The 982-nt window shown below is 22.0% G+C and carries 1 protein-coding gene; it reads right to left on the bottom strand.

What is annotated here, in order from left to right:
- Nucleotides 1-258: 258 nt before the first annotated feature.
- A complete protein-coding gene (locus tag EHV01_RS05960) occupies nt 259-732 on the bottom strand; it encodes a hypothetical protein (protein ID WP_422066661.1) in 474 nt (157 codons plus the stop codon).
- Nucleotides 733-982 lie beyond the last annotated feature (250 nt).

Genomic DNA, 982 nt, shown 5'->3' with positions numbered 1-982 from the left:
TAATNCAAATTTATCAAATTTCATAATTTTAGATTCCTATAATTTCTATTTTAAATATATTTTATAGGAATTTTAAAATAACTAGGTTATGCAAGAAGTCTATTAAAAACCAAAGCATGAGAATTTTGACATGAGTTTTTAACTTTTTATTTGCCAAGTTTAAGATAATTTTATTTTTATTTAAAACTAAATTAAGTGACTTAACAATTTTATTTTAAATTAAAAAAACACTGATAAACATCAGTGCAAGTTATTTAATTAACGTGAAACTTGATCTAATAATTTTTGTCATTTTTGTGACTCTTTTTCTCATGATTCTTTTGATAAAATTATTTTTCGCTCACGCATTGCTTTTTTAACACGTGAAATATTTGTCAAACGAGCTTGTTTTTTAGCACGTTCTTCATATAAAGCATTATTTTTAGCAATTTCTTCTTTCCGTTTTTGTTCTAATAAAGCAATTTTTTCTTGTTCAATCTTATCAACATCTTTAAGTTTTGATGCTGCTTTAAGTTCTTTTTCCTTTGCTAATTTAATTTTTTCTTCTCATTTTTTTGCTGCAATAGCACATGCTTCATTATTTTTTTTAATTCATTCTTCATGCATTAGTTTTTCTTTTGCTGCTTTTATATCAGTTTTAGTAGTTAACTCTTTTCCTTCCTCAATAATTTGATTTATTAAATCAACTACTGGTAATTCTTCTTGCATAACAATTTTCTTTTTTATTGCCATAAATAAACTCCTCATCTTTTTATGTTTCGTTTCCTATATAAGAATATTTATTGATATTTCTACATAGACTATTGTTATTATATCAAAAAAAATAAAAAATTTAAAATATTTCTTTTGTGTATTCTATATATTTTGATTCAAAGGCTTTAATTTTGTCGAAAACTCTTGATATTTATAAAATATACCTAAAATTAGGTATATTTTTAATATATGGAGGTAAATAATTAATGAAAAAAATAATTACAGAATT

The organism is Spiroplasma sp. hy2, from assembly GCF_044714365.1.
In the GTDB taxonomy this organism is placed as follows: domain Bacteria; phylum Bacillota_I; class Bacilli_A; order Mycoplasmatales; family Mycoplasmataceae; genus Spiroplasma; species Spiroplasma phoeniceum.
Note: the sequence above shows the minus strand (reverse complement) of the source record. Positions and strands in the feature narration are given on the sequence as shown.